Annotated in this window: 23 protein-coding genes; 7 read left to right on the plus strand and 16 right to left on the minus strand. The window is 73.6% G+C overall.

Annotated features, from left to right (window positions below; all coding sequences use genetic code 11):
- Window positions 1-10: 10 nt before the first annotated feature.
- A complete protein-coding gene (locus tag M8316_RS00900) occupies window positions 11-1,003 on the minus strand; it encodes a helix-turn-helix transcriptional regulator (protein ID WP_250051148.1) in 993 nt (330 codons plus the stop codon).
- A gap of 402 nt (window positions 1,004-1,405) precedes the next feature.
- On the opposite strand from M8316_RS00900, the gene lysS reads away from it, so the two are divergent.
- On the plus strand, window positions 1,406-2,920 hold the full coding sequence (lysS, locus tag M8316_RS00905) for a lysine--tRNA ligase (RefSeq protein ID WP_250051150.1): 1,515 nt from the start codon (window positions 1,406-1,408) through the stop codon (window positions 2,918-2,920).
- Window positions 2,921-3,051: 131 nt separating this feature from the next.
- On the opposite strand, the gene M8316_RS00910 is transcribed toward lysS, so the two are convergent.
- Window positions 3,052-3,477 (minus strand): DUF3151 domain-containing protein, encoded by a 426-nt coding sequence (locus tag M8316_RS00910; protein WP_250051152.1) that lies wholly within the window; start codon window positions 3,475-3,477, stop codon window positions 3,052-3,054.
- Window positions 3,478-3,581: 104 nt separating this feature from the next.
- Window positions 3,582-4,613 carry a class II fructose-bisphosphate aldolase gene (gene fbaA, locus M8316_RS00915; RefSeq protein ID WP_250051154.1) on the minus strand — a complete coding sequence of 344 codons (1,032 nt, stop codon included), beginning with the start codon at window positions 4,611-4,613 and terminating at the stop codon, window positions 3,582-3,584.
- A 120-nt stretch (window positions 4,614-4,733) separates the two neighbouring features.
- On the opposite strand from fbaA, the gene M8316_RS00920 reads away from it, so the two are divergent.
- Window positions 4,734-5,273 (plus strand): DUF2867 domain-containing protein, encoded by a 540-nt coding sequence (locus tag M8316_RS00920; protein WP_250051156.1) that lies wholly within the window; start codon window positions 4,734-4,736, stop codon window positions 5,271-5,273.
- A 13-nt stretch (window positions 5,274-5,286) separates the two neighbouring features.
- Here M8316_RS00920 and M8316_RS00925 read toward each other — a convergent pair whose 3' ends face one another.
- The 6 genes from M8316_RS00925 to M8316_RS00950 all read right to left on the minus strand — a co-directional run bounded on the left by M8316_RS00925 (window position 5,287) and on the right by M8316_RS00950 (window position 11,500).
- Window positions 5,287-6,183 (minus strand): arginase family protein, encoded by an 897-nt coding sequence (locus M8316_RS00925; protein WP_250051158.1) that lies wholly within the window; start codon window positions 6,181-6,183, stop codon window positions 5,287-5,289.
- 86 nt (window positions 6,184-6,269) lie between these two features.
- Entirely contained in the window at window positions 6,270-6,620 is a 351-nt protein-coding gene (locus M8316_RS00930; RefSeq protein ID WP_250051160.1) for an EthD family reductase, read from the minus strand.
- Between the two features lie 53 nt (window positions 6,621-6,673).
- A complete protein-coding gene (locus tag M8316_RS00935) occupies window positions 6,674-7,681 on the minus strand; it encodes an ABC transporter permease (RefSeq protein ID WP_250051161.1) in 1,008 nt (335 codons plus the stop codon).
- The gene (locus tag M8316_RS00940) at window positions 7,678-9,291 is read right to left on the minus strand and encodes a sugar ABC transporter ATP-binding protein (protein WP_250051163.1); all 1,614 of its coding nucleotides are present in this window, start codon (window positions 9,289-9,291) and stop codon (window positions 7,678-7,680) included. Before M8316_RS00940 ends, M8316_RS00935 begins: the two co-directional genes overlap by 4 nt.
- Window positions 9,288-10,397, minus strand: coding sequence for a sugar ABC transporter substrate-binding protein (locus M8316_RS00945; RefSeq protein WP_250051165.1), 1,110 nt, complete (start codon window positions 10,395-10,397; stop codon window positions 9,288-9,290). Before M8316_RS00945 ends, M8316_RS00940 begins: the two co-directional genes overlap by 4 nt.
- Before the next feature lie 179 nt (window positions 10,398-10,576).
- Window positions 10,577-11,500 carry an AraC-like ligand-binding domain-containing protein gene (locus M8316_RS00950; protein WP_250051167.1) on the minus strand — a complete coding sequence of 308 codons (924 nt, stop codon included), beginning with the start codon at window positions 11,498-11,500 and terminating at the stop codon, window positions 10,577-10,579.
- A 192-nt stretch (window positions 11,501-11,692) separates the two neighbouring features.
- Between M8316_RS00950 and M8316_RS00955 the strand changes: the two genes are divergently transcribed.
- Complete coding sequence (locus tag M8316_RS00955) at window positions 11,693-12,445, plus strand: septum formation family protein (RefSeq protein WP_250051168.1); 753 nt, start codon at window positions 11,693-11,695, stop codon at window positions 12,443-12,445.
- On the opposite strand, the gene M8316_RS00960 is transcribed toward M8316_RS00955, so the two are convergent.
- Complete coding sequence (locus M8316_RS00960; protein ID WP_250051169.1) at window positions 12,424-13,095, minus strand: TrmH family RNA methyltransferase; 672 nt, start codon at window positions 13,093-13,095, stop codon at window positions 12,424-12,426. The genes M8316_RS00955 and M8316_RS00960 overlap by 22 nt on opposite strands.
- 141 nt (window positions 13,096-13,236) lie before the next feature.
- Between M8316_RS00960 and M8316_RS00965 the strand changes: the two genes are divergently transcribed.
- The gene (locus tag M8316_RS00965) at window positions 13,237-14,001 is read left to right on the plus strand and encodes a DedA family protein (protein ID WP_250051170.1); all 765 of its coding nucleotides are present in this window, start codon (window positions 13,237-13,239) and stop codon (window positions 13,999-14,001) included.
- Between the two features lie 10 nt (window positions 14,002-14,011).
- On the opposite strand, the gene M8316_RS00970 is transcribed toward M8316_RS00965, so the two are convergent.
- Together M8316_RS00970 and pyrE are read right to left on the minus strand one after the other, a co-directional pair.
- Window positions 14,012-14,980: a DUF368 domain-containing protein gene (locus M8316_RS00970; RefSeq protein WP_250051171.1), complete on the minus strand. Its 969-nt coding sequence runs from the start codon at window positions 14,978-14,980 to the stop codon at window positions 14,012-14,014.
- A complete protein-coding gene (gene pyrE, locus M8316_RS00975; protein WP_250051172.1) occupies window positions 14,977-15,507 on the minus strand; it encodes an orotate phosphoribosyltransferase in 531 nt (176 codons plus the stop codon). The genes M8316_RS00970 and pyrE overlap by 4 nt, the downstream gene beginning before the upstream one ends.
- Window positions 15,508-15,600: 93 nt before the next feature.
- On the opposite strand from pyrE, the gene M8316_RS00980 reads away from it, so the two are divergent.
- Window positions 15,601-16,794 carry an aminotransferase class I/II-fold pyridoxal phosphate-dependent enzyme gene (locus M8316_RS00980; protein ID WP_250051173.1) on the plus strand — a complete coding sequence of 398 codons (1,194 nt, stop codon included), beginning with the start codon at window positions 15,601-15,603 and terminating at the stop codon, window positions 16,792-16,794.
- A gap of 18 nt (window positions 16,795-16,812) precedes the next feature.
- On the opposite strand, the gene M8316_RS00985 is transcribed toward M8316_RS00980, so the two are convergent.
- The gene (locus M8316_RS00985) at window positions 16,813-17,934 is read right to left on the minus strand and encodes a hypothetical protein (RefSeq protein ID WP_250051174.1); all 1,122 of its coding nucleotides are present in this window, start codon (window positions 17,932-17,934) and stop codon (window positions 16,813-16,815) included.
- Between the two features lie 184 nt (window positions 17,935-18,118).
- Between M8316_RS00985 and M8316_RS00990 the strand changes: the two genes are divergently transcribed.
- Window positions 18,119-19,171, plus strand: coding sequence for an NAD(P)-dependent alcohol dehydrogenase (locus M8316_RS00990; RefSeq protein WP_250051175.1), 1,053 nt, complete (start codon window positions 18,119-18,121; stop codon window positions 19,169-19,171).
- A 115-nt stretch (window positions 19,172-19,286) separates the two neighbouring features.
- On the opposite strand, the gene clpB is transcribed toward M8316_RS00990, so the two are convergent.
- Window positions 19,287-21,899, minus strand: a complete 2,613-nt coding sequence (gene clpB / locus M8316_RS00995; protein WP_250051177.1) for an ATP-dependent chaperone ClpB — start codon at window positions 21,897-21,899, stop codon at window positions 19,287-19,289.
- A gap of 301 nt (window positions 21,900-22,200) precedes the next feature.
- On the opposite strand from clpB, the gene M8316_RS01000 reads away from it, so the two are divergent.
- Window positions 22,201-23,682 carry a hybrid sensor histidine kinase/response regulator gene (locus M8316_RS01000; RefSeq protein WP_250051179.1) on the plus strand — a complete coding sequence of 494 codons (1,482 nt, stop codon included), beginning with the start codon at window positions 22,201-22,203 and terminating at the stop codon, window positions 23,680-23,682.
- 24 nt (window positions 23,683-23,706) lie between these two features.
- Here M8316_RS01000 and M8316_RS01005 read toward each other — a convergent pair whose 3' ends face one another.
- Entirely contained in the window at window positions 23,707-24,183 is a 477-nt protein-coding gene (locus tag M8316_RS01005) for a heat shock protein transcriptional repressor HspR (protein ID WP_250051180.1), read from the minus strand.
- Window positions 24,183-25,379 carry a molecular chaperone DnaJ gene (gene dnaJ, locus M8316_RS01010; RefSeq protein ID WP_250051181.1) on the minus strand — a complete coding sequence of 399 codons (1,197 nt, stop codon included), beginning with the start codon at window positions 25,377-25,379 and terminating at the stop codon, window positions 24,183-24,185. The genes M8316_RS01005 and dnaJ overlap by 1 nt, the downstream gene beginning before the upstream one ends.
- Between the last annotated feature and the right edge of the window lie 116 nt (window positions 25,380-25,495).

Here is a 25,495-nt window from a genome sequence, read left to right on the forward strand (position 1 = left end):
TCCCCGCAGGTCAGAGCCAGCCGCGGCGGGCCGCCTCGACGCCGGCCTGGAACCGCGACTCGGCCCCCAGCTCCGACATCATGTCGGCCACCCGACGCCGCACGGTGCGCAGGCTGACGCCGAGCCGGCGCGCGATCTGCTCGTCCTGCGCGCCCGAGGCGAGCTGCTGGAGGAGGAAGGTGCGCATGTCGGCACGGACCTCGTGGCGGGACTGCTGCGCGTAGGGCATCGCCTGGTCCCACACCGACTCGAACCACAGCGTCAGGGCCTGCACCCACCCCGTCTGGCGCACCAGCGAGCGGGGCTCGTCCATGAAGCCCAGCGGCTCGGGCAGGATCACGTGGGTGGTGCCGATGATGAGCATCCGGGTCGGCAGGTCCGGCACGAGCCGGATCTCCTCGCCCGCGGCCGCGCGTCGCGACAGGGTGTCGGGCATGTCGGTGACCGCGCGGACCGGGTAGATGGCGCGCGAGCGACGCCCCTTGGCCATCGCCTCGCCGATGAGGTGCAGCATCGCGTCCTCGCGCGGCGCCTCGAAGTGCTCGGCGCGGAACCAGAGCAGGTCGCCGCTGCTCTCCCGGATGAGGGAGGTGAGCAGCTGGACCGGGTTGCCGCCCGAGCTGATCTCGCCGTCGACGGCGCCGTGGTCGACCACCTCGCCCGGGTGCGGGCGGACGTTCGTCGCGGTCAGGTGCGGGATGGCCCCCGAGATCGCCTCGAGCCGACGGTGCGCGGCGGCGGCCGCACGGGAGGTCTCCTCCACGGCCTGCAGGACCGCCTCGGCCGGCGTCACGACGAAGACGCGCGAGTCACGCAGCTCGACCAGCCCGCGGTCGATCAGCGGCTGGAGGTCCGCGAGCAGCTCCTGCTCCGTCTGGAGCAGGGTCGCGGCGATCGAGACGAGCTCACGACCCGACTGGCTCAGGACGCTCTGGTAGCAGCGCTCGGCCGGTCGGGGCACTCCGAGCGCCGACAGCACCGACTCCGGCGGCGGTAACGGCATGTCAGGGAGCGTATGCGCCGTGGACGACGGCGTCCGGCTAATCCGGGTGTACGCCGTTCCGGGCACCACTCGTGCACAGCACCGAAGGTCTCCCGCGGACAGGACGAGAGTCACCGAGAACTGTCCACATCATGCCAATGTCCGCCACAGCCTTTTACCTTGGGGCCGACAGTGAGCATGATTCCCCGCTAGGGCGGTCCGGTCCGTTCCTGGTTCGCCAGGGTCGTGACCGGGGCGGCACGGGCTTCGTCGGGGGATGACCCGGGTCTGCTCCACGCCCGGGTGTCGGGGTCGAGTTCAGGGGTTGACCCCGACGCCCACCCCTCGCCTGCGCGCCACGCGCGCGTGCGTGCGGGCGTCATCGACTCGTCCTTCGCGGCCGGTCCTCGATAACCTCGGCCCATGAGCGACGACGCGCAGCAGGCCGTGCCCGGGACGGACGTCGACGACGTCCCCTCGCAGATCGCGGTCCGCAAGGAGAAGCGGGCGCGTCTGCTCTCCGAGGGCCGCGAGGCCTACCCCGTCCACGTCGAGCGGACGCACTCCCTGGCCGCCGTCCGCGAGGGCTGGGGGCACCTGGCCTCCGGCGAGGAGACGCAGGACGTCGTCGGGATCGCCGGCCGCGTGGTGTTCTCCCGCAACACCGGCAAGCTCTGCTTCGCCACGCTCCAGGAGGGCATCGGCACCCGTCTCCAGGTGATGCTGAGCCTGGCCGAGGTCGGCGAGGAGGCGCTGGAGGACTGGAAGCGCACCGTCGACCTGGGCGACCACGTCTTCGTCGAGGGCCGCGTCATCTCCTCGCGCCGCGGCGAGCTCTCCGTGATGGCCACCAGGTGGGAGATGGCGTCCAAGGCGCTGCGCCCGCTGCCGACGCTCCACAAGGACCTCTCCGAGGAGTCCCGCGTCCGCCAGCGCTACGCCGACCTGATCGTGCGCCAGGAGGCGCGCGACATGGTCCGCACCCGCGCGGCCATCACCCGCGCCGTGCGCGGCGTGCTCGAGGGCGGCGACTTCCTCGAGATCGAGACCCCGGCGCTCCAGCTGATCCACGGCGGTGCCGCAGCACGCCCGTTCACCACCCACATGAACGCCTTCGACCAGCCGATGACGCTGCGCATCGCGCTCGAGCTGAACCTCAAGAAGGCCGTCGTCGGCGGCGTCGACAAGGTCTACGAGCTCGGCCGGATCTTCCGCAACGAGGGCGTGGACTCCACGCACTCCCCCGAGTTCACGATGCTGGAGGCGTACGAGGCGTACGGCGACCAGTTCACGATGGCCGCGCTCATGCGCGAGCTGTTCCTGGCGGCCGCCGACGCGACCGGCTCGCGCCAGGTCGAGACCCCCGACGGTGTCGTCGACCTGGACGCCGAGTGGCGCTGGCTGCCGGTCTACGACGCCATCTCCGAGGCCGTCGGCGAGACGATCACGATCGACACCGACGCCGCGACGCTCATCGGGCACCTGGAGAAGCACGAGATCGACTTCGACCCGAAGTGGAGCAGCGAGAAGCTCGCGCTGGAGCTGCTCTCCGAGCTCGTCGAGCCGAACCTGCTGCAGCCGACGTTCCTGTGCGACTACCCGGCCTCGGCGCAGCCGCTGGCCCGCCCGCACCGCGACAAGCCCGGCCTCATCGAGGCGTGGGACCTCATCATCGCCGGCGTCGAGCGCGGCACCGCGTTCTCCGAGCTCATCGACCCCGTCGTGCAGCGCGAGGTGCTCACCACGCAGTCGCTGGCCGCCGCCGCGGGCGACCCCGAGGCGATGCAGCTGGACGAGGACTTCCTCCGCGCCCTGGAGTACGGCGCCCCGCCGATGGGTGGCCTGGGCCTCGGCCTGGACCGGATGATCATGCTGTTCACCGGCGCCGGCATCCGCGAGACCATCCTCTTCCCGCACCTGCGGCCCGAGGTCCGCTGACGCCGCACCGGTGATCGAGGTGCGAGGAGCCCTGGCACCCCACCGGTGATCGAGGTGCGAGGAGCCCTGGCGACGAGCCACGAGATCCCCGCACCCGACCACCGGCGTCGACGGCGGCGTCGGTCCCGGGCTCAGCCCACGTTGGCGAGCAGCGTCTCGTAGGCGGTGGCGCTGGTCTCGGCCAGGAACGTGGAGCAGCGCTCCCACTCCTCGGTCTCGCCGATGCTCTGCGCGGCCAGCGCCAGCATCGCCAGGCTCATGAGGAAGCCGCGGTTGGGCTCGTGCTCCCACGGCACCGGGCCGTGGCCCTTCCAGCCGTTGCGGCGCAGCAGGTCCAGCGAGCGGTGGTAGCCGACGCGGGCGTAGGCGTAGACGGTGATCGCGTCGTCCTCGCGCTCGGCGGCCGCGCCGGCGAGGGCGGCCCACGCGAAGGGGGACGACGGGTGCGCCCGCGCGACGTCCTCGGGCGCCGCGCCCGCGGCCAGCTCGGCCTGGGCCGGGTCGGCGGGGAGGTGGACCGGCGGAGGGCCGGCCATCAGGTCCTGTCCGATGCTCATGGCGCCATCCTGCCAGGCAGCGCGGCACGCACCGAGGCCCCTCCGGACGACCGACGGCCCGCACCCCGAGGGGCGCGGGCCGTCGTGACGGGACCGGTGCCGGATCAGCCGAGCGACTTGCCGGCGGAGGAGAGGTTCTCGCAGGCCTCGACCACGCGGGCGGCCATCGCGGTCTCGGCGGCCTTGCCCCACACGCGGGGGTCGTAGAGCTTCTTGTTGCCGACCTCGCCGTCGACCTTGAGGACGCCGTCGTAGTTGCCGAGCATGTGGCCGGCGATGGAGCGGGTGAAGGCGTACTGGGTGTCGGTGTCGATGTTCATCTTCACCACGCCGTAGGAGACGGCCTCGGCGATCTCCTCGGGCGCCGAGCCCGAGCCGCCGTGGAAGACGAAGTGGAACGGCTTGGAGCCGGCCTCGAGACCCATGGCCCCGACGACGGCCTCCTGCGCGTCCTTGAGCACGGACGGCTTGAGCTTCACGCCGCCCGGCTTGTAGACGCCGTGCACGTTGCCGAAGGTCAGCGCGGTCATGTAGTAGCCGCGGTCGCCGTGGCCGAGCGCCTGCGCGGTGGCGATGGCGTCCTCGGGCGTGGTGTAGAGCTTGTCGTTGATCTCGTGCGCGACGCCGTCCTCCTCGCCACCGACGACGCCGACCTCGATCTCGAGGATGATGTTGGCGGCCTTGCACTTGGCCATGAGCTCCTCGGCGATGACGAGGTTCTCGTCCAGCGGCACGGCCGAGCCGTCCCACATGTGCGACTGGAACAGCGGCGCCTGACCGTTCTTGACCCGCTCCATCGACATGTCGAGCAGCGGGCGGACGAAGCCGTCCAGCTTGTCCTTGGGGCAGTGGTCGGTGTGCAGCGCGATGTTGACCGGGTAGTCCTTGGCCACCTCGGCGGCGTAGGCCGCGAAGGCCGCCGCGCCGGTCGTCATCTTCTTGACCTTCTGGCCCGAGAGGTACTCCGCGCCACCGGTGGAGACCTGGATGATGCCGTCGGACCCCGCGTCGGCGAAGCCCTGCAGGACGGCGTTGAGCGTCTGGGACGACGACACGTTGACGGCCGGGAAGGCGTACTGGCCGCTCTTGGCGGTGTCCAGCATCTCGGCGTACTTCTCCGGGGTGGCGATGGGCATGCGAGCTCCTCCGAGGAACGGGTTCGAGGCAGCGACGGGGCTGCGTCCTGCGTGCTGGGTCACCCTAGCGGCACGTGCAGCGCCCGGGTGAGGGTCGTCGGCCCCCGTAGGCTCGCGAGCATGAGCACCACGGCGTCCGGCGACGGGACCCGTCGCCGCACCACCGCGACCAGCTCCACCCGCACCACGCGCGTGCCCTTCTCCGCGCAGGTCACCTACCGTGCGGTGGCCTCCGCCGCGGCGGGCCCGCACTGGTACCTCGACGCCGCCCCGCTGCGGCTGCGGGGTGCTCTGGACCGCCTGCTGGGCGGTGCCGCCCCGGCGTCCCCGAGCGGGCGTCCGCTGCTGCGGGCGGGCGAGCGGGCCGGGTTCTGGCGGGTGCTCCAGGCGGGCCGCGCCACCGACGGCCACCGCCTCCTCCTCGAGGCCGAGGTCCGCGCCCCGGGGCGGGTGACGCTCGAGACGGTCGTCTCCCCCGCCGCCCCCGGCCGGGACGCCGGCGCGGTGCTGACCCAGACGGTCACGCTGGCCCCCGCGGGACTCCTCGGCGCCGCCTACCTGGTGGCCGACCTGCCGGCGCGCGAGGCGCTGCTGGAGGTCGTGCACCGCCGGACCGTGGCCGAGGTGCGCGGCTCGGTCTGGCGCGACGCGACCGACTGACCCGCCCGACTCGTCAGATCAGGGGCATCCCCCGCAGGAGGGCCTGGGTGCGGATGACCTGTCGCGGGACGTACTCGGCGACGGTCATCCCGACGACGTCCGCGGCCTCGCTGACGTCGGCGACGACCCGGGCGACCTGATCGGTGGTCAGCCCCCCGGGCTCCATGCCCAGGCCCAGCACGACCTCGTCGGCGTCGACCACGTCGACGTCCAGGTGGATGGCGACCTTCGAGCAGCCCGTCGAGGCGAGCCACTCCACGAGCGGTGCACCCGAGGTGCGCAGGTCGTCGGGTGCGAAGGTGGTGATGCCCCAGGCCGCGGCGTTCGGGAAGTCGTCCTCGGTCCAGGAGTGCAGGCCCGCGAGGGCCACGCGGGAGGCGTCCACCGTGCCGGGCAGCCGGTCGACGAGCTCCTTGTCGCCGTGGCCGGTGATCATCGCGACCGCCATCGCGTGGTAGCCGTGGTACTCCGAGTCGGGCGTCCCGACGTCCGGGTGGGAGTCCAGCCAGACCACCGCGACGTCGTCGGGGTACTGCGCCGCGAGCCAGCTGAACGGGGCGACGCTGACCGAGCACTCACCGCCCACGGTGACGACCCGCCCGGGCCGCTGCTCCTCCAGCGTGCGCAGCGCCAGGTCGAGCTGGTCGGCGACCACGCCCTTGGACTCGATGCCGTCGACGACCTCGTCCCCGGTCTCGCCCATGGGCACCTCGACGTGGGCGACGGGCCCGTCGTGCGGCGGCAGGACGGCCTCGAGCACGGTGGTGCCGGTGCTGTAGCCGCGACGTCCCTCGACCGGCGGCAGCTCCGGGACGAGGACCATGTTCTCGGCCGCGCACCCCTGCCACTGCGGGTGGTAGAGCCGCAGGGTGGGTCCGGTGACGTCGGAGCTGCTGGTGGTGCTGGGCATGGAGGTCTCGCTCTCGTGCGGTGCTGCTGGAGGTGGTGGTGCTGCGGATGGCGCGGACCGGCGGGGCGGGCCCGCGGAGGTGGGGGTCAGACGGGGGAGCCGAAGGACTGGATGACGGTCGCCGGGGCGAACAGGACGCTGGGCCAGTCCATGAACGTGCCGGTGTCGGCGTCGACGGCGACGCCCTCGGCTGAGGCGAAGCCGGCCTCGGCGTCCTCGCGGCTGGCGAAGGTGTAGGTGGACAGACCGACGTGGGTCGGGAACGCCTCGTCGCCGACACCCCAGCCCTCGGCGCCGTGGGCGACCTCGGCCTGCTGGTAGTAGAGGAGGCCGGGGATCTTGGTGGCCAGGTCGTAGTGGGTCGTGCGGTAGTGCTCGAGGAAGTCCTCGCGGCCCATGCCGGCCATGGGCCTGGTGAGGATGACGATCGTGTACATGCGGGAGCCTCGCTCTGGGTGGGGCGTGCGGGAGTGGTGAGGGGAGTCTGGCGCTAGGCGCGGGAACGCTGCCCGAACGAGCGGGAGAGGACGACCGCGAGGATCAGCGCGCCCCCGTTGAAGGCGTTGGTGACCCAGGTGTCGGCGCCGAGCATCACCAGGCCGTTGGTGCCGACCGCGAGCAGCACGACGCTGAGCACCGTGCCGGGCACGTTGAAGGTGCCGGGCCTGATCGTGGTGGCGCCCAGGAAGGCCGCGGCGTACGCGGGCAGCAGGAAGTCCGGGCCCAGCGACGGCGGGGTGCTGCCGGCGCGGGAGGCCTGGAGGACGCCGGCCAGCGCGGCGAGCACGGCACCGGCGAGGAACGCCAGGACGAGGTACTTGCGCGTGTTCACGCCGGCCAGCCGGGCTGCGGGGCGGCCGAGACCGGTCGCGCGGGAGTAGCGGCCGAAGGGCGTGCGCTCGACGACGAACCACTGCACGAGGGCGACGACCACGAAGTAGGCCAGCACGACCTGCAGCCCGCCGAGCCGGATCGTCGTGAGGTCGCCGAAGGCGTCCGAGTCGACCGTCAGGAGCGAGCTGTCGGTCAGCAGCAGGTTGCCGCCGGCCAGCAGGGTGCCGACGCCGAGCGTCGCGATGAACGCGTTGACGTCGAGCACCACGATCAGCAAGGCGTTGACCGCGCCGACCAGCAGGCCGACCACGAGGGTGGCGGCCACGACGCCCAGCACCGGGAGCCCGGCGTTGGAGAAGGTGACCGCGGTGATCGCGCTGAAGCCGAGCGTGGCGCCGAGCGACAGGTCGAACTCGCCCACGGTCAGGGCGAAGAGTGCCGCCAGCGCGAGGATGCCCGGGATGGCGAGGTTCGCCAGCACCAGGCGGGCGTTGGCCCACGTCGGGAAGGTGTCGGGCACCAGGACGCTGAACAGCACGACCAGGGCGACGAGCAGCAGCAGGACGCCGTGCTCGGCGACCAGGTGCCAGCCCAGGAACGGGCGACGCGCCGCCGGGGCGGGGGTGGTGGTGGCGGAGGTCTGCTCCGCGGTGGTGGTGCTCATGCGAGGGCTTCCCTGGTCTCGGTCTGCGGGGTGGTGTGCGGGGCGGAGGACGCCGGGGCGGCGCCGTGGTGGGTGCTGAGCGAGGCGATGCGCTCCTCGGTGAGGTCCTCACCGAGGAGCTCGCCGGTGACCCGGCCGCGGTCGAGGACGACGACCCGGTCGCACAGGTCCGCCAGCTCCTGGAAGTCGCTGGACCCGACGAGGACGCCGACGCCGCGCTCGGCCACGGCACGGACCGCGCGGGCGATCTCCTGCTTGGCGTGCGCGTCGACCCCCTGGGTCGGCTCGTCGAGGACGAGCACCTTCAGGTCGTGCGAGGCGGTGCGGGCGAGGACGACCTTCTGCTGGTTGCCGCCGGAGAGCCGGCCGATCTCCAGGTCCGGCGAGGCCGTCTTGACCCGGTAGGTCGCCATCAGGTCGGCGGCGCCGGCCCGCTCGGCGGCCCGGTCGATCGTGCCGGTGCGGCGCAGGCGGCGGTGGCCGAGCACCAGGTTCTCGTGCACCGACATGGGCAGCACGCAGCCCTCGCCGCGCCGGTCCTGGGGCACCGACGCGACACCGGCCTCGATGGCGGCCTGGGGCGAGCGCGGGGCGTGCCGGGCGTCGTCGACGGTCATGCTGCCGGCGGCCGGACGCTGGGCACCGGCGACCATGCGGAGCAGCTCGCTGCGGCCGCAGCCGACGAGGCCCGCCACGCCGACGACCTCGCCGCGCTCGACCCGCAGGCTCACGTCGCGCAGTCGCGGCCCGTGCAGGCCGGCGACCGACAGCGCCGCGGCGCTGCCGTCGGCGACGACGACCCGGCGGGCGTGCCGCGTCCGCTCGACCTTCTGGCCGACCACGAGGGAGACGATGTCGTCGGCGGTGCGGTCGCCGACGGGCTCGTCGGCCACCAGCCGGCCGTCGCGCAGCACCACGAGCTGGTCGGCGATGCGGCGCACCTCGTCGGTGCGGTGGCTGACGTAGACGATGCTGCCGCCGAGGTCGCGGACGCGCTCGAGGAGCGAGAGCACGCGGTCGACCTCCTCCGCGGGCAGGGAGGCGGTCGGCTCGTCGAGGACGAGGAGCCGGTCGCGGACGACGCTCTCGCCGACCTCGCCGTCGCGGCCGCTGCCGGCGAAGAGCCGGGCGATGGCGACCATCGTCCGGGTCGAGGGGTCGAGGTCGGCCATCCGCGTGCGCGGGTCGGCCGAGACCCCGGCGACCTCGAGGGTGGCCGCGACCTGCTCGGCGTGGCGTCGGGAGTCGATGCCGCGCCAGGGGCCGCGGGTCGGGAACCCGGCGACCAGGGCGAAGTTCTCCGCGACGGTCAGCTCGGGCACCACGCCCAGGTCCTGGTGCAGGAAGCGCAGGCCCAGGTCGCGCGAGGTGGCGGGGCTCAGCGGCAGCGGCACCGCGGCGCCCCGCACGTCGAGGGTGGCGCCGGCGTCGGGCTTGTAGACGCCGGCCAGCACCTTGATGAGCGTCGACTTGCCCGAGCCGTTCATGCCGAGCAGGGCGGTCACCCGGCCCTGGAAGACGTCGACGCTGACGTCGTCCAGGGCCTTGGCCGTGCCGAAGGTGACCGACAGGTCGCGCAGGGAGACGAGCTCCAGCGGGCGACGGCTCACCGGACGCCCCAGCGGGTCTCGTAGGCGCCCTGCCAGTCGACGTCGCCGTCCCACGGGATGGTGGTGATGGTGTCGGCGGTCATCAGCTTGTAGGGGGCGGCGACCTCGGCGTCGACGGTGCCACCGGTGAACAGGGTGTTCATCAGGTCGGCCGACTGCCAGGCCATCCAGGGCGAGGACGCGGCGACGTCGGCGGTCTGGATGCCGCCGTCCTGCACGTCCTCGAGGTTCGCCTGGAGGCCGTCGGTGGAGACCATGCTGATCGCGTCGCCGTTGGCGCTGCGCTCGATCACCGGGGAGATGCTCTGGGCGGCGGCGTCGTAGGCGGCCCACACGACGTCGGTGTCGGGGTTGCCGGCCAGGGCGGACTCGACCTGGGTCGGGAGGCCGGTGGAGAGGTCGGCGATCTGGAAGTCCAGCTCGTCGGTGACGGTGCAGCTGGGGCAGAGCTCGTCGAGGCCGTCGGAGAGGCCCTCGTGGATGTCGACGACGGCGGAGAACTCGGAGTCGTTGATGAGCAGCGCCTTGGCGGTGCCCTCGCTCTGCACGGTGATCGCCGCGGCGAGCAGGCGGCCCATGCCGGTCGGCGAGGGGTCGATCGCGGAGTCGAAGACGCCGTCGGGGTTCTCGCCGCCCTGGACGTTGACGGTGACGATGCCGGCGTCGCGTGCCTCGGCCAGGTCGTCGGCGAGCGCGCGACCGTCGGCTGCCATGAAGAAGATGCCGTCGGCGCCGATGTTGATCGCGGTCTGGATGGCGGCGCGGGCGGCGTCGGGGGAACCGGCCGGGTCGATCATCTTCGTCGTCCAGCCCAGCGCGTCGGCGGCGTCGGCGAAGCTGTCCACGCCGAGCTTGCAGTTCTCCGCGGCGTAGGCGCACGGCACGGTGACGATGAGCTTGTCGGAGGCGACCTCGGTGGTGCCGGTGGGCAGCTCGTCCTCGCTGACGTCGGCGCTGTACTCGTCGACGATCTTCTGGGCCGCGGCCAGCGCGTCCGTGTCGACCTCGACGTCGGCGGCGTCGGTGCCGCTGCCGCAGGCGGTCAGGGTCAGGGCCGCGGCGGCGATGCCGAGGGTGCCGATCGTGGTCCAGGAGCGTCGCTTCATGGGGTTCTCCGTCTCTCGCAGTGGTGCGTCGAGAGACATGGAGCCCCAGCGGGGGCCGCCGCCGCGACGGCGGCGGGCCTCCAGGAGGCACACGTGACGCGGTGTTTACGCCGATCGGCACCTGCTGCCGACCCGGTGCAGCAAATGCCGACGGGCGGGCCCGGACGAGGGCGGGCGGCTCAGGCCAGCGGGCGGCGCAGGTCCGAGGGCAGGTCGCCGAACTCGCGCTTGAAGGCGCGGGAGAACGTGGTCGCGTCGACGAACCCCCAGCGGGCGCCGATCTCGGCGATCGAGCGACGCGCCTCGAGCGGGTCGGACAGCTCCGCCCGTGCCCGCCGCAGCCGCTCGGTGCGCAGCACCGCCGACGGGGTCCCCTCGCCCCGCAGCAGGTCGGTGAGCAGCCGGCGGGAGACGCCGACCCGCGAGGCCCAGGCGTCGACGTCGAAGGCCGGGTCGGGCGCGTGCTGCCGGACGACCTCGAGGGCCTCGGCCACGAGCGCCTCCCGCGGCCGCGGCCCCGCCTCCTGCCCGCCGACCCGGGCGAACAGCGAGCGCGTGAGGCCCAGCATCGCGGTGGTGACGGCGTCGGACTCCAGGAACTGGAGCCCGTCGTCGGTGAAGGAGACCGCCTCGCCCCCGAGAGCGATGAGCGCCCGCAGCGAGCCGACCTCGCCGCCGATGGGGCGCAGCCGCAGGGCGTCCACGGGCACGCCCGAGGCACGCAGCACGGCGCGGGGCAGCATCATCACCAGCTGCTGGGAGGCGGTGGCGTTCTCGACGCGGTACTCGACCAGCGGGTCGCAGAGGGTGGCCATGCCCGCGCTCAGGGTGACGGTGCGGTCGGCCTGCCGCACTCGCGAGCGTCCGGCGAGCTGGACGAGCAGCAGCACCTCGTCGGTGGGGGCGGTCGTCACCAGCCGGCTGGTGCGCCACAGCTCGGTGGCCCCCGAGGTCACCTCGGCGACCCGCACCCCGCGGCCGAGGTCGCGCTGCTGGATGGAGGCGGTGAAGCCCGGCGAGACCCGCGACAGCGACAGCTCGTAGAAGCTCGACGAGACAGCCGCTCGCCACTCCTCGTCGCTGCCGATCCGGATCAGGCCCATGCCGTCCATTGTGGACCCTCGTCGGCTCGGGCCGACGGGACGACGAGGGTGCTCACCCCCGCAGGCGTGGTGGGGCCGGTCGCAGTACGTCCGTTCGCCGGACACGCGCTGCTCGGGCTGCCTAGGATGCCGCGCGCGCCGCGCCCGCACGGGCCACGGCCGTCCCCGTCGTCGCCTCCCGGAAGAGGACCCATGCACCGTCTCGGTCTGTCGCTGCTCGCCCTGCTGCTCGGCCCGCTCGTCCTGCTCGCCGCCACGTCGGCACCCGCCACCGCGGCCGGCGCCTGGAAGGGCGCGCCCCAGGTGGGTGACTGCTACAAGCTGACGTGGAAGCAGGTCCAGCGGGCGAGCGTGCCCGTCGACCCGGTGGCGTGCTCCAAGGGTCACCAGGCCGTCGTCCTGAGGACGGGCCTGCTCGACGCCGACACGGACTGGGACGACACCGACGCGGTCGCGCACGCCATCGCGCGCCGCTGCGCCACCGCCGCGGACCCGTGGACCACCGACGACCCCCGGGTCTCCTACCGGACCATGTACCTGCCGCTCATCTTCTGGCCGACCGCGGCGCAGCGCGCCCGCGGCGCCCGCTGGTACCGCTGCGACCTCGCCCTCCAGGGCACGGGCGAGGCCCTCGCCCAGCTGCCCGAGAAGCTCGTGAAGGTGACCTCGAGCAACGTCTCGCGCCGCACGCGCCGCTCCGTGACCCGCTGCGTCACCTCCGAGTACCTCTACACGCTGTGCGACCGGACGCACGCCTACCGCGGCACCGGCACCTTCGTCGCCAAGAAGCTGAGCAAGCGCACCGCCAAGGCCCAGCGCCAGGTCCGGGCGCGCGCCGTGGACCGCTGCCCCGCGCTGACCAGCACCGACGACTGGATCTACTCCTCGCAGGCGGTCACCGCCCGCAGCCGCGTGGTGCTCTGCTACTCCCGGCTCTCGCGCTGAACCCCGGCCTCGCCGCCGCGCCACGTGGTGCCGGCGGCGAGGTCGGCGTGCTGCACGACCCAGCCATGCATCGCGATGGCCGCGGCCGCCGAGGCGTTGATCGAGCGGGTCGAGCCGAACTGCGCGATCGAGAAGGTGGCGTCGCACGCCTCGCGGGCCCGGTCGGAGAGCCCCGGACCCTCCTGGCCGAAGAGGAAGCACACCCGCCGCGGCAGCACCGCGGTCTCCAGCGGCACCGAGCCGGGCAGGTTGTCCACGCCCCACAGCGCCACGCCCTGCGCGTGCAGGTGCGCGGCGAGCGCCGGCACGTCGGCGTGGTGGAGCAGGTGCTGGTAGCGGTCGGTCACCATCGCGCCGCGGCGGTTCCACCGCCGGTTGCCGACCACGTGCACCTCGGCGGCGAGGAAGGCGTTGGCGCTGCGCACGACCGTGCCGATGTTGAAGTCGTGCTGCCAGTTCTCGATGGCCACGTGGAAGTCGTGCCGGCGGGTGTCGAGGTCCGCCCGGATCGCCTCCAGGCTCCAGTACCGGTAGCGGTCGACGACGTTGCGGCGGTCTCCGCCGGCGAGCAGCGCCGGGTCCCACTGCGGGCCCTCCGGCCAGGTCCCCTCCCAGGGCCCGACACCGACCACGGGCTGCCCGTGCGGCATGGGGTCGTAAGGAGCCCGCTCAGGTTCCTCGACCGTCCCTGAATATTCCCTGGGAGCGCCGATGTGAGCGACTCCATCCCCGGCCTCCACGTCCTGGTCCCGCACAGGTGGCAGCGTAGTGAGGCTGCGTAGCCTGGTGGTGTGCTGGGGAGTCTGACGGTCGTCACGCCGATGCTGCTGGGGATGGACTTCCTCGACGTCTCCTACTGGCTCGACCTGCTCGGGCCGGCCCTGTTCTGGGTGGGCCTGGTCGTCGTGTTCGTCGAGTGCGGCCTGCTGTTCCCGTTCCTGCCGGGCGACACGCTGCTGTTCAGCTTCGGCATCTTCGTCTCGGCCGGCCACTTCGACCTGTTCCCCGGCAACGAGGCGGTCGAGGTCGTCCTCGCCGTGGCCCTGCTGTCGCTCTCGGCCTTCCTCGGCAACGTGGCGGGCTACGAGATCGGCCGCCGGATCGGGCCGCCCCTGTACCAGCGCGACAGCCGTTTCCTCTCCCGCACGCAGTTCGACCGCACCCAGCAGTTCTTCGACGACCACGGCCCCGTCGCGCTCGTCGGCGGCCGCTTCATCGCCTTCGTGCGCACCTACATCACCGTCGTCGCCGGCGCCACGCAGATGCGCCGCCGCGTCTTCCTCGTGTGGAGCGCGGTCGGCGCCACCCTGTGGGTCAGCGCCGTGACGCTGCTCGGCTACTTCCTGGGCGGCATCCCGTGGCTCGGGGAGAACCTCGACGTGCTGATGATCCTGGTGATGGCGGTCTTCTTCGTGCCCATGCTGGTGCAGTGGCTGCGCGAGCGCCGGCGCACCGACGGCGAGCAGGCGGACGGGGCGGCGCAGCCCGCCGGCCAGCAGACCACGCCGGCGCAGGCCGTCGCGCCCCGCCGTCGGCTGGCGCGCTGCTCGCGCTGACGGCCAGGACTCAGGCCGCGCGCCGCGCGCGGACCTCCTCGACCAGCACCAGCACGCCCACGACGACGGCACCGAGCAGACCCAGCAGGACGGGGCCCAGCACCGGGTCGTAGGGCGCCACGAGCGCCCCCGGGCCGTGGGCCTCGCCGTCCGCGGCGACCTCGGCCCTCTGCCACGGCCACAGCGCCCGCAGGGAGCCGATCATGAGCCCGGCCATCACCAGCAGCGTGGTGCGCCGGTGGTGCTCCAGCAGCCACCGCAGCAGCTGCACGAAGGACGCCAGGCCGACGACGGCACCGAGCCCGAAGACGGCGATGTAGCCGAGGTCGCGCTCGTCCACCGCGGTGAGCGTCGTGGTGTAGAGCCCGACGGCGAGCAGGAAGAACGAGCCGGAGACCCCGGGCACCACCAGCGCGCAGATCGCGATCGCGGCGGCCACGAAGACCACCGGCAGGGCCGGGTCGGCCTCGCTCGAGCCACCGGCCAGGGAGACCAGCGCGAAGGCCACGGCCGCCATGACGAGCACCAGCACCACCTCGAGGGCCGGGTGCCGTCGTCCGGCCGGGGGGAGCATCCGCAGGGGCACCACGATGCTCACGGCGACCAGGCCGAAGAACAGGCCGCGGGCCAGCTCGGGGTGGCCGGTCACGAAGGACTCCATGACCCCGGCGACGGTCAGCACCGCGGCGGCCATGCCGACCAGCACGGGCACGACCAGCCACCAGTCGGTGCGGGCGACCTCGGTGCGGAAGCCGGCGACCCGGTCGGGGCCGAGCACCAGCCGCTTGATCGCGGAGACGGCGTGCGAGGCGGAGCCGATGAGCTGCTCGTAGACGCCGGTGACCAGCGCGACCGTGCCGCCGGAGACGCCGGGCACGAGCTCTGCCATGCCGATGAGGAAGCCGCGGACCAGGTCCAGCGGCAGCAGCGCCCGCGAGCGGCGGGGCGCCTGCTCGACGGCCTGCGGCGCCGAGGTCACCGGCCGCTCACGGCGTCGAGCTGGGCCTTGGTCAGCACGGGGCGGACCTCGAGGCCGACGTCGGCCAGGGGGTTGGTGCCCTCCGGGCTGCGGTCGATCGCGCAGACGACGACCTCGACGATCGCGCCGGCCTCGCGCAGCGCGTTCGTGGCGTTCCGCACGGCACCGCCGGTGGTGATGACGTCCTCGATGAGGGTGATCTTCTTCCCGGCGACGTCGGGGCCCTCGGCGAGCTTGCAGGTGCCGTACTCCTTGGCCTTCTTGCGCACGAAGAGGGCGGGCAGGTCGGTGAGGCCGGAGACGGCGGTGGCGATCGGCACGCCGCCCAGCTCCAGGCCGCCCAGCAGCTCGGTCTCCTCCGGCAGCAGGTCGACCATCTGGAGCGCGACGCGGCGCAGCAGGCCGGGGTCGGACTCGAAGAGGTACTTGTCGAAGTACTCCGAGGCCACCTGCCCCGAGCGGAGGGTGAAGGTGCCGGTCAGGCGGCAGCGGGCGTCGATGTCGGCGGCGAGGCTCTCGTCGGTCACGGAGGCAGGCACAGAGGTAGGCACGGGGGCTATTCAACCCGGTGCCCGCGAGACGTGCGCGTGCCGTCCGGCACAGCCGCCTACGGTGGGGCCATGCAGGGCAGCAGCGGGCGACCTCCCACGGCGGCACGGCTGGCGAGCATCGCGCCCACCGTCTTCAGCAGCTACTCCGCGCTGGCGGTGGCCACCGGCTCCGTGAACCTGGGCCAGGGGTTCCCGGACGTCGACGGGCCGGCCGAGGTCGTCGAGGCGGCCCGGGCCGCGCTCGCCGCCGGGCACAACCAGTACGCCCCCGGCCCCGGCACGCCCGGGCTGCGCGCGGCGATCGCCGAGCACCAGCGCGAGCGCTACGGCATCACGCTGGACCCGGCCACCGAGGTCGTGGTGACCACCGGCGCCACCGAGGCGGTGGCGGCCGCCGTCCTGGGCCTGGTCGAGCCCGGTGACGAGGTCCTCGTCCTCGAGCCCTGGTACGACTCCTACGTCGCGATGCTCCAGGTGGCCGGCGCGGTGCGGGTCCCCGTCACCCTGCGGGCCCCCGACTTCCGGCTGGACGTGGCGGCCCTGCGCGCCGCGGTCACCGACCGCACCCGCGCGATCCTGCTCAACACCCCGCACAACCCGACCGGCACGGTGCTCACCGACGCCGAGCTGGAGGCCGTCGCGGCGCTGGCCGTGGAGCACGACCTGCTGGTGATCACGGACGAGGTCTACGAGCACCTCACCCTCGACGGCCGGGTGCACCGTCCGCCCGCCACCTTCCCCGGGATGGCCGAGCGGACGCTGAGCATCTCCAGCCTCGGCAAGTCGTTCTCGCTGACCGGCTGGAAGATCGGCTGGGCGACCGGCCCCGCGCACCTGGTCGGTGCGCTGCTGGCGGCCAAGCAGTGGCTCACCTTCACCTCCGGCGCTCCGCTCCAGCCGGCCGCCGAGGTGGCGCTGCGCGAGCACGCGCACTGGCCGGGCGAGCTGGCCCGCGACCTCCAGGGCCGCCGCGACCTGCTGGTCTCGGGCCTGGTGCAGGCCGGGGTGGTGGCCCCGGGGGCTGCCCCGCCGCGTCCGGAGGGCACCTACTTCGCCGTCACCGACGTCGCCCACCTCGGGTGGGCCGACGGCGAAGCGTTCTGCCGGGCCCTGCCGGAGCGCGCGGGGGTCGTGGCGATCCCGTTGCAGGGCTTCGGCGACTCCGACGCCGGCACGCACCTGGTGCGGTGGACGTTCTGCAAGCGCCCCGAGGTGCTGACGCAGGCCGTCGAGCGGCTGCTCGCCGCCGACCTGCACGCCTGAGGGCCCGGGGCCGGGTGGCTACTGCCCGCGCATCCAGGCGCTGACGTCCCCGCGGGCCAGCAGCACCACGGTGACCAGGCAGCCGCCGGCCGGCAGCAGGAGCACCGGCGAGGCCAGGGCGCCCAGCAGCATGAACAGGCCGGCCAGGGCGGCCGAGACCAGCAGCATCCAGCGGGCCCACTCGCGGCCGGTCCAGGTGAGCACGGCGAGGACGACGGCCGCCACGCACCACAGCACGAGCCCGCCGATCATCACCAGCATGAGCGCGAGCAGGGTGCCGCGGTCGAACGCCTCCGCGGCGGCGGGGTCGATGGCCTGCATCTGGGCGAGCGCGTCGTCGATGGCGGCGTCGACCTCGGCGGAGCCGGTGAGCAGCAGGGTGGCGCCCGAGAGCAGCAGCACCACGCCGATCATGCTGGCCACGCCCCAGGTGAGCAGGCAGGCCGAGACCACGGACTGCGGCCTGCGCCCCGGGGAGGGCCGGCCGGGGCGGCCGGTGACGACGCCGGGGTGCTGCGCGGGCACGGGCCCGGCCTGCGGCGCGCCGAACGCGGTCGGGTGCGGGGGCGGCGTGCCGTCGGCACCGCCGGCGGGCGGCCACCCGGAGCCGGGGGCCTGCGGGGACGGGGGGACCGGCGAGCCGGCGCGCGGGGCCGGGGCCGGGCGCTCGGGGCGGCGCAGCGTGGCGGTGGAGGCGTCCCACTCCGGCGGCGCCTTGTCGGGGTCGAACCACCAGCGGCCCGGCGGCAGCCAGAACATCACGGCGGCGGCGCCGACGATGGAGGTGAGGATGCTCCCCGAGACCAGGCCGAGCAGGAAGATCGGGGCGGCCAGCACGGTGACCACCAGCCGCGCCGGGCGCGAGCCCTGCCGCACCTGCCACCCGAGGATGGCGGTGACCACGGCGCACAGCGCCAGCACGATCGTCGCCCAGTGCAGCACGTCGAGCAGCTGGGTGGTGGTGACGTCCAGGCCGCTCCACGGCTCGGAGGCGGCCCACGCGGCGACCTGCTCCCGGCTCTCCAGTGAGCGCAGGTCCGCGACCCGCTCGTAGGAGCCGACGACGACGCCGACCGAGCCCAGGATCATCAGCCAGGCCGCGAGCCCGACCTGCGGCGGCCTCGGAGTTGCGTCGCTCACGGCTCCATCCTTCCAGACGGGTGGGAGCCGTCCGCCCGGGACCGGCCCCGGACCCGCGGGGGCGGCCCGGAGCCACGCCGGGGACCGCCGGGGCCTGGTGGCCGACCCCTCACCCCTCCGGATGCGGAAACGGGGCAGGCTGGGTGGTGCCACCACGACCCCGACCCCCTGGGAGAGCTTCCCCATGACCGTGACCGTTCCCGCACTCGCCGCCGCCTCCGCCGACGCGCCCTTCGAGCGCGTCCAGCTGGAGCGCCGCGACCTGCGCCCGGACGACGTCCGCATCGACATCCGCTGGGCGGGCATCTGCCACAGCGACATCCACACCAAGCGCGAGGAGTGGGGCACCGCCCACTTCCCGCTCACCCCCGGCCACGAGATCCTCGGCACCGTCGTCGAGGTCGGCGACCAGGTGACCACCCACCAGGTCGGCGACGTCGTCGGCGTGGGCTGCTTCGTCGACTCCTGCATGGAGTGCGCCCCCTGCAAGGACGGCGAGGAGCAGTACTGCCTCAAGGGCGGCATCGGCACCTACGGCGTCGAGGACTACTACGGCGAGGTGACCCAGGGCGGCTACAGCGGCCAGGTCGTCGTCCGTGACCACTTCGTCGTGAAGATCCCGGACTCCTACACCGAGGCCGACTACGCCGCCGTGACCCCGCTGCTGTGCGCCGGCATCACCACCTACCACCCGCTCAAGGAGCACAACGTCGGCCCGGGCACCCGCGTCGGCGTCGTCGGCCTCGGCGGCCTCGGCCACGTGGCCGTGAAGCTGGCCGCCGCCATGGGCGCGGAGGTCTCCGTCTTCTCCCGCACCGACGCGAAGAAGGAGGACGGCCTCTCCTTCGGCGCCAAGCACTACTACGCCACCGAGGACGGCTCGGTCTTCTCCGACCTCGCCGGCTCCTTCGACGTCATCGTCAACACCGTCGGCGCGAACATCGGGCTGGACGCCTACATGGGCCTGCTCGACCGCGGCGGCGTGCTGCACGACGTCGGCGCCCCCGAGGAGAACCTGTCGGTCTCGGCGTTCTCGCTGCTCGTCAACCGCCGCTCGCTGGCCGGCTCGATGATCGGCGGACTGCCCGAGACCCAGGAGATGATCGACTTCGCCGCCGAGCACGGCGTCACCGCGACGGTCGAGGTCATCTCCGCCGACCAGGTCGACGAGTACTACGACAAGGTCGTGCACGGCCAGGTCCGCTACCGCGCGGTCATCGACACCGAGACCCTCTGAGGCTCACCCGCACGACGCAGCAGCCCCCGACCCTCACCGGGTCGGGGGCTGCTGTCGTTCCGGGGCGCGCCCGTCAGGCCTGCACGCTCAGGCCCGCACGCTCACTCCTTCACGCTCACTCCTGCACGCTCAGGGCCAGGCCCTGGGCCGTGCCGTCGGCCTCCGGTGCCACGTCCACGTGGACGGTGCCGCCGTCGGTGACCTGGCCGCCGATGAGCAGCCGGGCCAGCGGGTCCCCGATCGCGGTCTGGACGAGGCGGCGCAGCGGGCGTGCGCCGTAGGCCGGGTCGTAGCCCGTGTCGGCGAGCCAGGTGCGGGCCGCGTCGGTGACCTCGACGTGGATGCGCCGGGCCGCCAGCCGGGTGTCGAGCAGCGCCAGCTGGAGGTCGACGATGTGGGCCAGCGCGTCCTTGGAGAGCGCCTCGAAGGTGACGATCTCGTCGAGCCGGTTGAGGAACTCGGGCTTGAACGCGCTGCGGACCACCGCGAGGACGGCCTCCCGCTGCTTCTCCGGGTCCAGCCCCGGGTCGACCAGGTGCTGGCTGCCCAGGTTGGAGGTGAGGATCAGCAGCGTGTTGCGGAAGTCCACCGTGCGGCCCTGGCCGTCGGTCAGGCGGCCGTCGTCCAGCACCTGCAGCAGGATGTCGAAGACCTCGGGGTGCGCCTTCTCCACCTCGTCCAGCAGCACGACGCTGTAGGGGCGTCGCCGCACGGCCTCGGTGAGCTGACCGCCCTCGTCGTAGCCGACGTAGCCCGGAGGGGCACCGACCAGGCGCGCCACCGAGTGCTTCTCGGAGTACTCGCTCATGTCGATGCGGACGATCGCCCGCTCGTCGTCGAAGAGGAAGTCGGCCAGCGACTTGGCCAGCTCGGTCTTGCCGACACCGGTGGGGCCGAGGAAGAGGAACGAGCCGGTCGGCCGGTTCGGGTCGGAGATGCCGGCCCGGCTGCGGCGCACCGCGTCGCTGACCGCCTCGACGGCCTCGCGCTGGCCGATCAGCCGCTCGCCGATGACCTCCTCCATCCGCAGCAGCTTGGCGGTCTCGCCCTCGAGCATGCGGCCGGTCGGGATGCCGGTCCACGCCTCGACGACGTCGGCGATCTGCTCGGGCCCGACCTCCTCGCCCACCAGGGGCTCGAGGTCGTCGGTGGGCTCGCTCTCGGCCGCCGCGGCGATCTGCCGCTCCAGGGCCGGGATGCTGCCGTAGAGGATCTTGCTGGCGCCGCCGAGGTCGCCCTGGCGCTGGAGGTTCTCCGCCTCCACGCGCAGCGCGTCGAGCTGACGGCGCAGCTCGCCCTCGCCCTCGAGGGTCTGCTTCTCCCGCTCCCAGCGCACCTCCAGCGCGCGCAGCTCCTCCTCGGCGTCCGCGAGGTCGGCGCGCAGCGCGGCCAGCCGCTCCACGGAGGCGTCGTCGTGCTCCTTCTCGAGCGCGAACTCCTCCATCTTCAGCCGGTCCACGTGGCGGCGCAGCTGGTCGATCTCCTCCGGCGAGGACTCGATCTCCATGCGCAGCCGCGAGGCCGCCTCGTCGATCAGGTCGATCGCCTTGTCGGGCAGCTGGCGGCCGGTGATGTAGCGGTCGGAGAGGCCGGCGGCCGCGACCAGCGCGGCGTCGGTGATGCGGACGCCATGGTGGGCCTCGTACTTCTCCTGGATGCCGCGGAGGATCTGGATGGTGTCCTCCACGCTGGGCTCGCCGACGAAGACCTGCTGGAAGCGGCGCTCCAGCGCGGGGTCCTTCTCGATCGACTCGCGGTACTCGTCGAGCGTGGTGGCACCGATCATGTGCAGCTCGCCGCGCGCCAGCATCGGCTTGAGCATGTTGCCGGCGTCCATCTGGCTGTCGCCGCCGGCACCCGCCCCGACGACCGTGTGCAGCTCGTCGATGAAGGTGATGACCCGACCCTCGGCGGACTTGATCTCCTCGAGCACGGCCTTGAGCCGCTCCTCGAACTCGCCGCGGTACTTCGCGCCCGCGACCATCGCCGCCAGGTCGAGCGAGAGCACCCGCCGACCCTTGAGGGAGTCGGGCACGTCCCCCGCGACCACGCGCTGGGCCAGGCCCTCGACGACGGCGGTCTTGCCGACGCCGGGCTCGCCGATGAGCACGGGGTTGTTCTTGGTGCGCCGCGAGAGCACCTGCACCACGCGGCGGATCTCCGCGTCACGGCCGATGACGGGGTCGAGGCGACCCTCCTCCGCGGCGGCGGTGAGGTCGACGGAGTACTTCTCCAGGGCCTCGTAGGAGTCCTCGGCGTCCTGGCTGGTGACCCGCCGGTTGCCGCGCACGGCGGCCAGCGACTCCGTGAGCGCCTCGGCGCTCAGCCCGGCCTCGGCGAGCACGGTGCGGGCGCTGGACTCGACGGTGGCCAGCGAGATCAGCAGGTGCTCGCTGGCGACGTAGTCGTCCTTCATCGAGCCCGCGAGGTCGAGGGCCCCGGCGAGGACGCGGGTGAGGGCCGCCGAGGCGGCCGGCTGCTGCACGGTGGCCCCGGTGGCGCGGGGCAGCCGCTCGAGCGCGGCACGGGCCCCGGAGACGAGCGCGCCGGCGTCGACGCCGCTCCTGGTGACGAGGCTGCGGGCGACCCCGTCCTCCTGCGCGAGGAGCGCCACCAGCAGGTGGATCGGCTCCGTCGCGGTGCTGCCGCCCTGCGTGGCGGCGATCTGAGCAGCCTCGATGGCCTCGCGGCTGCGGGTGGTGAACTTCTCGGCGCCGAACTGGCTCATGAGTCCTGTCCCCTCCTGAACGACGACTTCCGCGACGTGCGCGGCCCACCACCCAGTGTGGCGGTCACCTGGCTCAACATCAAGAAAGTTGAGCCTATTCCACTCAACTCGGGACGTTCTTCCCGCAGCCCCGGGCAGCCCCGCGTGCCGCCGGGGGCCGCCCCGCGGGACGCGGGGCCACAGGGTGGCCACGGCGGCGCCACGTGTGGCCCACGTCTCGCCAACCGGTCCCGCTGGGCACCGATCCGTGCCAGTCTCCTCCTGAGAGTCCAGGCCCGCCCTCCCCCCGCGAAGAGGCCCCATGAGCAGCACCCGGCACCGCGTCGTGATCATCGACGACACCTCCGACCTGCGCGAGCTGCTCAGGCTGGCGCTGCACCGGGGTGGGTTCGAGGTGGTCGGCGAGGCCGGCGACGGCCGCCGCGGCGTGGAGGTCGTGCGCGAGACCGAGCCGGACATCGTCCTCCTGGACCTCTCGATGCCGGTCGTCGACGGGCTCGACGCGCTGCCGGCGCTGCGCCGCGCGGTGCCCGAGGCCACGATCATCGTGCTCTCCGGCTTCGGCGCCACGCAGATGTCCGACCGCGCGCTGGCCAACGGCGCGGACGGCTACGTGCAGAAGGGCAGCTCGCTGGACTCCGTGCTGGCCTACCTCCAGGACGTGGTGGCCGGCGTGCCCGCGGCCACCGCCCGCTCGCTGACGGTGGCGCAGCCGACCGCCCCGGACCAGGTGGTCCTGGAGGGGCACCACCCCGCCCCGTCCGGCCACCGGCACCCGGCGCCGACGGGCGGCGGGGCAATCGGCGGAGCGGGCGGCGGGGCGGGCGACGCCTGGGCCGAGGCGCTGGACCTCGCGCCGGTGGGCGTCGTGGAGCTCGCCGACGAGCCGCTGCTGCGGGTGCTGCGGATCAACCCGGTGGCCCGGCGCCAGCTGGACGGCGCGGACGTCGGCAGCCCCCTCGGCTTCGTCAACGGCCCCCTGGCCACGCTGGTGGCCTACCACCGGCTCAGCGACGACGCCGCCTTCGAGGTCGACCTCGGGGGCACGACCGCGCGGGTGGTGCTGCGCCGCAGCAGCCACGCCTCGCTGCTCGTCTACCTCGACTCGGGGCAGGACGACGTCGCCGTGCTGCGCCGCGCCATCGCCACCGCGGCCCACGAGATCCGCGGGCCGGTCGCGGTCATCTGCGGCATCGCGGAGGCCAGCACGTGGGGCGGCGGGTCCGACCTGGACGGCGAGACCCAGGCCCGGCTGATGACCTCGGTCTCGCGGCAGGCCCGCATCCTCGACGGCATCACCGCGGACCTGCTCACCACCGCCCAGATCCAGCGGGGCACGCTGCGGCTGGACCCGCGCGAGGTCGACGTCGAGGCGACCGTCCGGGCGCTCGTCGCCGACCGCTTCGGCGACGAGGTCGAGGTGGTCGTCGAGGACGACCGGCGCGTCGTGGCGGACCCGCTGCGCCTGGAGCAGATGGTCACCAACCTCGTCGGCAACGCCCTGAAGTACGGGCAGGCGCCCTGGTCCGTGCACGTGCGGCCCGAGGGAGCCCTGGTCGCGATCGACGTCGTCGACCACGGCCGCGGCGTGCCCGAGGAGTTCCGCGCGCAGCTGTTCGCGGAGTTCTCCCGCGCCAGCGGCACCGTGGCCACCGGCACCGGCCTCGGCCTCTTCGTGGTGCGTGGCCTGGCCGAGGCGCAGGGCGGCCGAGCCGGCTACGAGCCCGGCCAGTACGGCGGCTCGGTGTTCACGGTGGCGCTCCCGGCGGTCACGCAGGCCTGAGGGAAAGGCCTGAGGGAGCGGCGTTCAGCGCCCCCGGCGCCAGACGACCATCGACTGGCCGGGGTCGGGCCGGCGCAGCACGGGCAGGCGCCCGCCCGAGGAGGGAGCACCGGACGCCGGCTCGCCCGCCTGCGCCGCGCGCAGCCGCAGCGCGGCCTGGCGCAGCGCCTCGCGCAGGTGCTCGTTCTCGTCCACGAGCTCGCCGTTGCGGGCGGCGAGCGCGTCGACCTGGTTCTCCAGCTCGAGGATGCGTCGCACGCCCTCGATGCCGGTGCCGGACGCCGTCAGCTCGGCGATCTGGCGCAGCCGCTCGACGTCGCGCTGGCTGTAGCGGCGGCCACCCCCACCGGTGCGGCCGGGGGTGATGAGCCCCATCCGCTCGTAGGTGCGCAGCGTCTGCGGGTGCAGGCCGGTGAGCTCGGCAGCGACGGAGATGACGAAGACGGCCGCGTCCGGGTCACCGAACGGGCTGCCCCCGCCTGCTCCCTGGCGGCCCGCCATCACTGACCGGCCTGGCTGAACAGGTTGGCGCGCAGCGGCTTGTCGGCCATGGCCGCACGGTACGCCTCGACCGCGGCCCGCGCCTCGGCGTCGAGCTGGGCGGGCACGTGCACCTTGACCGTGGCGAGCAGGTCCCCGCGGGAGCCGTCCGCCTTGGGGGCACCCTTGCCCCGGACGCGGAAGGTCCGCCCGTCCGGGGTGCCGGCCGGCACCCGCAGGGTGACCGGTGCGCCGCCGAGGGTGGGCACCTTGACCTCGGCCCCCAGGGCCAGCTCGTCGAAGCCGACGGGCACGTCGAGGGTGAGGTTGTCGTCCTTGCGGCCGAAGACCCGGTGGCCGGAGACCTTCACCGTGACGAACAGGTCGCCGGCGGGGCCGCCGTTCTCGCCGGGGGCGCCCTTGCCGCGCAGCCGGATGCGCTGCCCGTCCTTCACGCCCGCGGGGATGCGGGCCTGGATGGTGCGCGCGGAGCGGCCGCGACCGGAGCCCAGGCACGTGGGGCAGGGCTGGTCGTAGGTGAGCTGGCGGCCGCCGCAGGCGGGGCAGGTCTCGTTCATCGAGAAGGCGCCGCCGACGCTGTTGGTGACGAAGCCCGTGCCCTCGCACTCAGGGCACACGTGCGGCTTGGTGCCGGGCTTGCCGCCGGTGCCGGAGCAGGTCTCGCAGGCGGTCTCGGAGGTGAGCCGCAGCGAGATCGTCACGCCGTCGATGGCGTCGGTGAAGCTGATGGTGGCGCTGGACTCGACGTCCGCGCCCTTGGTGGCCCGGGGCCGGCGCTGCTGGCGACGTCCGCCACCGCCGAAGAGGTCGCCGAACATGTCGCCGAAGCCGCCGGAGCCGCCCTGGTCGCGCAGCAGGTCCTCGAGGTTGATCCCGCCCTGCTGGCCGAAGCCGTAGCCGCTGGTGCCGCCGGCGTTGTGCCCGAAGCCCGGGCGGAAGCCGGAGCCGTAGGCGCTGCGGAACTCGTCGTACTTCGTGCGCTTGTCGGGGTCGCCGACGACGTCGTAGGCCTCGGCGACCTCCTTGAAGCGGTCGTGCTTCAAGGTGTCGTCGGGGTTGGAGTCGGGGTGGTTCTCGCGCGCGAGCTTGCGGTAGGCCTTCTTGATCTCGTCGGCGCCGGCGTCCTTCTTCACGCCGAGCACGGAGTAGAAGTCCTTCTGCGCCCAGTCGGCGCGGAAGCCGTCGTTGTCAGCCATCTGGCCTCCTCCTCTCGCTCACGCGGGTCGTGCCCTCGCTCATGGTCCCCGGCCCCGGGGGCGCCGCGGGGGCGCCGCTCCGGGGCCGGGCGGGTGGTGCTGGGTGCTGCTGGGTC

The sequence above is a fragment of the Nocardioides bruguierae genome (genome assembly GCF_023554635.1).
GTDB classification, from domain to species: Bacteria; Actinomycetota; Actinomycetes; order Propionibacteriales; family Nocardioidaceae; genus Nocardioides; species Nocardioides bruguierae.